At 72.8% G+C, this 6,338-nt stretch carries 4 protein-coding genes; 2 read left to right on the forward strand and 2 right to left on the reverse strand.

Annotated elements, in window-relative coordinates:
• Together TR46_RS37240 and TR46_RS37245 are read right to left on the reverse strand one after the other, a co-directional pair.
• A partial coding sequence (locus tag TR46_RS37240; RefSeq protein ID WP_152626933.1) for a sigma-70 family RNA polymerase sigma factor occupies positions 1-1,122 on the reverse strand: 1,122 nt, incomplete at its 3' end.
• 164 nt (positions 1,123-1,286) lie between these two features.
• Positions 1,287-1,976 (reverse strand): TetR/AcrR family transcriptional regulator, encoded by a 690-nt coding sequence (locus tag TR46_RS37245; protein ID WP_042411603.1) that lies wholly within the window; start codon positions 1,974-1,976, stop codon positions 1,287-1,289.
• 606 nt (positions 1,977-2,582) lie between these two features.
• Between TR46_RS37245 and TR46_RS37250 the strand changes: the two genes are divergently transcribed.
• Together TR46_RS37250 and TR46_RS37255 are read left to right on the forward strand one after the other, a co-directional pair.
• Complete coding sequence (locus tag TR46_RS37250) at positions 2,583-3,899, forward strand: NAD(P)/FAD-dependent oxidoreductase (RefSeq protein ID WP_042411607.1); 1,317 nt, start codon at positions 2,583-2,585, stop codon at positions 3,897-3,899.
• Positions 3,900-4,167: 268 nt separating this feature from the next.
• Positions 4,168-6,174 (forward strand): ATP-binding SpoIIE family protein phosphatase, encoded by a 2,007-nt coding sequence (locus tag TR46_RS37255; RefSeq protein ID WP_236655704.1) that lies wholly within the window; start codon positions 4,168-4,170, stop codon positions 6,172-6,174.
• Positions 6,175-6,338: the final 164 nt, after the last annotated feature.

A 6,338-nucleotide genomic window follows, 5' to 3' on the forward strand; every position in this document is an offset into this window, starting at 1 on the left:
GGCACCCGCTGCTCCGGCAGCCCCCGCGCCGGCCGTGCCGGAGGCGGTCGCGCCGACCCCGGCGGCCACTCCGGCCGCCCCCGCGGCACCGGCCGCGCCCGCGGCCAGTGCGGTGAAGTAGCCGGAGCCGACCCACCACACCAGCGCACCGGTCGGCAGCAGCTCCCGCAGGCTGTGGTTGAGGTCCACCAGCTCCAGGTAGGCGGCCGAGCAGCGGTCGCACTCCTTCATGTGCCCGCGCACGTCCCCGGCCGCGCGCTTCCCCAGCCCGCCGCGCGCGAACGCGCCCAGCCGGCGCGCGTAGTCCTCGCACGCCGTCTCCTGGGTGTCGGAGATGTGGGCCTGCAGGAACTCGGTGGCCAGCCGGTCCCTGGCCCGACTCGCCTGCACAGCAGTGGCGTTGGCCGTCTTGCCGATCAACTCGGCGACCTGCCGCGGAGGTTCGCGTTCGACTGCGGTGTGCCAGAGCACCATCTGGTCGTCCGGCTCCAGCCGGCTGAACGCCCGGACCACCAGCGAGTGGTCGATCCCCGCCATCGCCCAGGCGTCCGCGCCCGGGTCGACGACGCTGACGTCGGCGACGGCCGCGGAGGTGGCGGCGAACAGGGTGAAGTCGTCGACCAGCTGCTCGCGCCGGTCGGTGCGGCTCCAGCCGGCCGCGATGTTGCGGACCGCCGTCAGCAGATAGGCGCGGACGGCGATCTCGGGCCCCTTGCCGGCCCGCAGCGCCTGCAGGGTGCGGGCGAAGACCTCGCCGGCCAGGTCCTCGGCGGTGAAGGTGTCCCGGCAGCAGGTACGGGCGTACCGGCGCACGGCGTCGGCGTGCCGCCGGTACAACTCCTCGTACGCCGCGTCGTCACCGCCCCGTACCGCCGCGGTGAGTTCGGCGTCCGAGACGGGCAGCGGCTCGTCGTCGACCGGGCCTCCCGGCGGGGGCACGGTCGGCACCGTCTGCTCCGGGCGGTCGGCGGGTCCGGCCCCGGGCGGCCTGTCGTCGGCGCGGTGCCGTGCCCCCTGGGCCGGGACCTGGGGCGGGGGTTCCGGCGGTCCGGCCGACCCGATGCCGGAACCGATGCCGGAACCGGAACCCTCGCCCGAGTCGTCCTGGCCTTCAGCGCGCATAGCAGTCCCCGTGTCGTTCCACGGTCAAAGATTCCCATGCGAACCGGACGCGCACCCGTTCTTCCGCACCCGACCACCCGTCCGGGAGCGAGTATCTGAATATTTGAGCGGTTTTCGCAGCGAAGGACTATTGTCCGCGCCCGGCCTCCCCGGCTGCTGTCCGCCTACCCGTCGGAGCGCAGCCCGTCCAGCAGGATCCGCAGCAGCCGCGCCGACGATCCCTGCGCCCCGGGCGCACCCTCGGTGCCGGCGCCGTCCCCGCTGGGCTCGGTGTACGAGGGCACCGAGGCGGTCAGCACCAGCACCACATCGGTGACCCGGACCCCGCTGCGCAACTCGCCCGCGCTCCGAGCCCGTTCGACCAGCTGCCCGAGCAGTTCCAGCAGCCGGGCCGGATCCGCGTCCGCGGTGCCGTCGCCGGGCGGGGGCGCCGCGATCTCCAGCGGGGGCACCTCGCCCGCCGTCCGCTGGGCGGGCACCTGGTCCATCCGCTCCGCGTAGCGGAAGGCCTCGGGCGGGAGCAGCCGCCCCGCGCCGGTGGCCACCGCCCGGGAGAGGTAGCCGGCCAGCGCGTCCCAGGGCTGCGGGTCGCCGTTCAGCGACTCCCAGGCCTGCGCCGTGAGCCAGGCGACCTCCTCCGAGGCGATCCGCCGGACCAGGACCTCCTTGCTGGGGAAGCGCCGGTACACGGTGCCGACGCCGACCCCGGCCCGCCGGGCGACCTCCTCCATCGGCGCCCCGTAGCCGAGTTCGCCGAAGACCTCGCGCGCCGCGCGCAGCACGCTCTCCAGATTGCGCCGTGCGTCCACACGCAGACGGCCGCCGCCACCACCGCCGGGACCTGATCCCGTCACCGCCGGACCCGAGGCGGAAGCCGACGCCGTCGGCCGTCCGTTTCGCGGATCCGATATGGACCGTTCCCCCACATGCGGAAGCGCATGTTCCCGCTGAACCATGACTTTTGTCCTCCCCCGTGGGCACCACCTCCGAGCGGTGCCCCCCCAACGCGCACACGATGTAGCGAACCGAGTACGGATTCGCAGACACCCCGACCATAGTTGAGAGCAGATCAGGCCGAACAGGGGCCTTCCCAAGACTCGGGTGCGCGCGACTCACCCCGGAGCACCGAACATGTGCTCAAAGGCGTAGGACATCTGCGCCGATAAGCGGATGATCAGGCGGACATTCCGGTCGATCTCCTCATCCTGTTCGCCGCACGGGTCCTACCAGTTCAGGCGCGGGCTATGTACAAGAAGCCGCTGAGGGTGCGGAATGGACCGGTACTCCAACCACTGGGGGAGCGACCCCCACGAAGCCGAGACTGAGTGACGCCGGTGACCACCCCACCATCCCCATCCGCGTCGACCCCCGCACCCACCCCTGCCCGTGTCCCCGTTCCGACCCCCACGCCCGCTCCGGAGCCGACCGCCGCGGCCGCCCCTGCCGCGACCCCCCGGCCGGTGCGGATCCTGCTCGTCGGCGGCGGCCATGTCGGCCTCTACGCCGCCCTGCGGCTGCAGCAGCGGCTGCGGCCGGACGAGGCCGAACTGACCCTCGTCGACCCCAAGTCGTACATGACCTACCAGCCTCTGCTGGCCGAGGCGGCCGCCGGCGCCGTCGACCCCCGGCACGTCGTCGTCCCGCTGCGGCGGATACTGCCGCGCGTCGAGGTGGTGCTCGGGCGGCTCAGCGCCCTGCACCCGGCCGCCCACCGCGCCGTGGTGACGGTTCCTCCGCCGGTGCAGCAGCAGACCGAACGCGACCTGTCCTTCGACTACGACCTGCTGGTCCTGGCACCCGGCGCGGTGCCCAGGATCCTGCCGGTCCCCGGCCTCGCCGAGCACGGGATCGGCTTCGGCAGCGTCCAGGAGGCCGTCTCGCTCCGCAACCACGTGCTCACCCAGCTCGACCTGGCCTCCTCCACCCGTGACGCGGCGCTCCGCGAGGCCGCGCTGACCTTCGTCTTCGTCGGCGGCGGCTACGCGGGCACCGGCGCCATCGCCGAGCTTGAGGACATGGCCCGCTACGCGGCCCGCCAGCACCCCGGCATCCAACCCGAGGACCTGCACTGGGTACTGGTGGAGGCCGGCGACCGGATCCTCCCCGAGACCGAGCCCGACGTGGGCCTGCGCACCACCGCCGAACTGCGCGGACGCAACATCGAAGTCAGGGTCGGCACCCGGCTGGAATCGGTGCACGACGGTGTCGTGGCACTCTCCGACGGCAGCCGCTTCGCCGCCCGCACCCTGGTCTGGACGGCCGGGGTCCGGGCCCACCCCGTGCTCCGGGAGACCGGCCTGACCTGCGACGCGCAGGGACGGCTGCGCTGCGACGCGTCGCTGCGGGTACTCGGCACGACGGACGTCTGGGCGGCCGGCGACGGTGCGGCGGTGCCCGACCTGACCCGGCCCGGGGAGTGCTGCGCCCCCACCGCCCAGCACGCCGTGAGACAGGCCAGGGTGCTCGCCGACAATGTGGTGGCCCAGCTGCGCGGCGAGCCGGTCACGGAGTACCGCTACGAGTCCAAGGGCTCGCTCACCTCACTCGGCCTGCACAAGGGCGTCGCCCAGCTGCGCGGCCGCGCACTGCACGGCCGCACCGCCTGGCTGCTGCACCGTGCGGTGCACCTGCGGCGGATGCCGACGGTGGACCGCAAGGCCAGGGTGCTGGCGGACTGGCTGCTGGCCGGACTGCTGAAGCGCGAGATCGTTTCCATGGGTGCGCTGGAGCAGCCGCGGGCCGGGTTCGAGACCCTGATGGAGCTCGACCAGGACTGAGAAGCCGAGGCGGGTGCCGTGGACAGGCAACGGAACAGCTGTGAAGAGACGTCAGAAGGATGGGGAGGAAGCAGGGGAGGCTTACCCATCATGCCCAGGATGGGTATCTCCTTGGAGTGACCCACCCTGATGTCGCTTGCGGAATACATCAGCCACACTGGTCCGGACGTCCGGCGCCCCACCGCCGGGGTCCCCGTTCGTCCCCACGCCGAACGCCGATCGCTGACCTGCCGATCGTTGAAGTGCCGAACGCCGACAGAAGGGTCCCGTGAACCTCACGCGCTGGAGCTCCCGGCTCCCTGGAGTACAGCGACGGTCCGCTCTGTCGCCCCGGACCCAGAAGACGGAAACCGGAGACGTCACCGCTGAGCAGCCGATCGACTCCAAGGACGAGGAGTCCGACCACGGCTTGGCCGGGGACGCCGCGGACGTCCGCGCGCCCGTGCCCGCTCCGGCCAAGGGCGCGGGTGGGGACGATGCCGGGCTCGACGCGGGGAGCCCGGGGAAGGCGGGGGGCACGGGGAGCGCTGGACGCACGGTGGCGGCGGGGAGCAAAGGGAGTGCGGGGAGTGCGGGGAGCACCGGCGGGGTCACGGCGCCCCGGGCCTCCGTCGACGGCTTCGACCAGCCCACCGTCCACGACGTCCTGGCCCACCTCCCCGCCCTGGTCGCGGTGACCTACGGGCCGGGCCACCGCATCGGGTACCTGAACCGCGCCTACACGGACGTCTTCGGCTCCCGGCCCACAGGAGTGCCGGCCCACCAGGTGATGCCCGAGCTGGAGGAGCTCGGCCTGCTCACACTGATGGACCAGGCGTTCCGTACCGGACGACCCCGCACGGTCAAGGCACGCAAGGTCACCCACCCTTCGTTCACCAGTTCCGAATCCGGTTCGGATCGGCCCCGCTACTTCACCTTCGTCTGCGCCCCGGTCCGCGACAGCGAGGACCTCGGCCGCCAGGTCTCCTCCCTCGCGGCGACCCACCAGCACCAGCAGGGCCGGATCACCACCAGCGCACGCAGCCCCTTCGGCGCGCTGCGCCGCAGCACCAACGCCGCCGACGTCTGCGGCGTGCTGGTCTTCGGCGCCGAGGTCACCGACCAGGTCCAGGTCACCGAACGGCTCAGGGAGAGCGAGCGCCGGCACCGCGAGGCCGCGGTCACCCTGCAGCGCAGCCTGCTCCCGCAGAAGCTCGAACAGCCGGACGACCTCAGGGTCGCCGCCACCTACCAGCCCGGCGGCGCCGACGCCGCCGTCGGCGGGGACTGGTACGACGTCATCACCCTCGGCGGCGGACGCACGGCGCTGGTGATCGGCGACGTCATGGGCCGGGGGATGCGCGCCGCCGCGGTCATGGGCCAGCTCCGTACGGCGGTGCGGGCGTACGCCCGACTCGACCTGCCCCCGCACGAGGTCCTGCAACTGCTCGACGGGCTCGCCTCGGAGATCGACGCGACCCTCATCGCCACCTGCGTCTACGCCGTCTACGACCCCAGCGAGCAGCGACTGGTCTACGCCTCGGCCGGCCATCTGCCGCTGATGATCCGTGAGGCCGACGGCTCGGTCACCCGTCCCGAGGAGCCCTGCGGTCCGCCCCTCGGCACCGGCGGCTATCTGCACACCTCCGCCAGCGTCGCGCTGGGGACCGGCGCCACCGGCGTCCTCTACACGGACGGCCTGGTCGAACGGCGCGAGCAGGACATCGACGAGGGCCTGGACGCCCTGGCCCGCACCTTCGCCGGCGCCACCGGCCAGCCCGACGTCATCTGCGCCAGGCTGCTGCGGGCCATGGGGGTGACCCCGGACCACGACGACGATGTGGCAGCCCTGGTGTTCCAGTTGCCGGAGCGCGACACCGAGACGGCGGAGCTGTTCCGCAGCGCCTCGCTCGACCTGCTCGGCGGGGCCGAGGCGGTCTCCAGCGCTCGCGCCTTCACCAGCGGGGTGCTGGCGAGCTGGCGGCTGGGGGAGGAACTGCTCGACCTGGGCGTCCTCGCGGTGAGCGAGCTGGTCTCCAACTCCTTCACCCACGGCCACCCCCCGATGCGCCTCCGCCTGCGCCGCACCGACCGCCGCCTCACGGTGGAGGTGACCGACGCCGACGACCACCTCCCACGCCGCCGCCGCGCCGAACCGGCCGACGAGACCGGCCGCGGCATCGCCATCATCGCGACCATCGCCAGCAGCTGGGGCACCCGCCGCACGCCGGACGGCGGCAAGGCCGTGTGGTGCGACTTCATGCTCCCCACGACACGTCAGACGCCCCGTCAGTAATGAGTTTGACTTCGTGTCGGCAGCCGCCTAATGTACGTCGAGCTGCCTGAACAGGAGCTCCGAACGCGCTGAGCGCGGCCGGTCCTGTGATGAGGGTGGCCATCCCTTGGAAGTTCGGATCATGCGACCTCTGGTTCGCTATGCCCTTTTCAGGGGAATGCAGC

The sequence above is a fragment of the Streptacidiphilus carbonis genome, from assembly GCF_000787775.1.
GTDB classification, from domain to species: Bacteria; Actinomycetota; Actinomycetes; order Streptomycetales; family Streptomycetaceae; genus Streptacidiphilus; species Streptacidiphilus carbonis.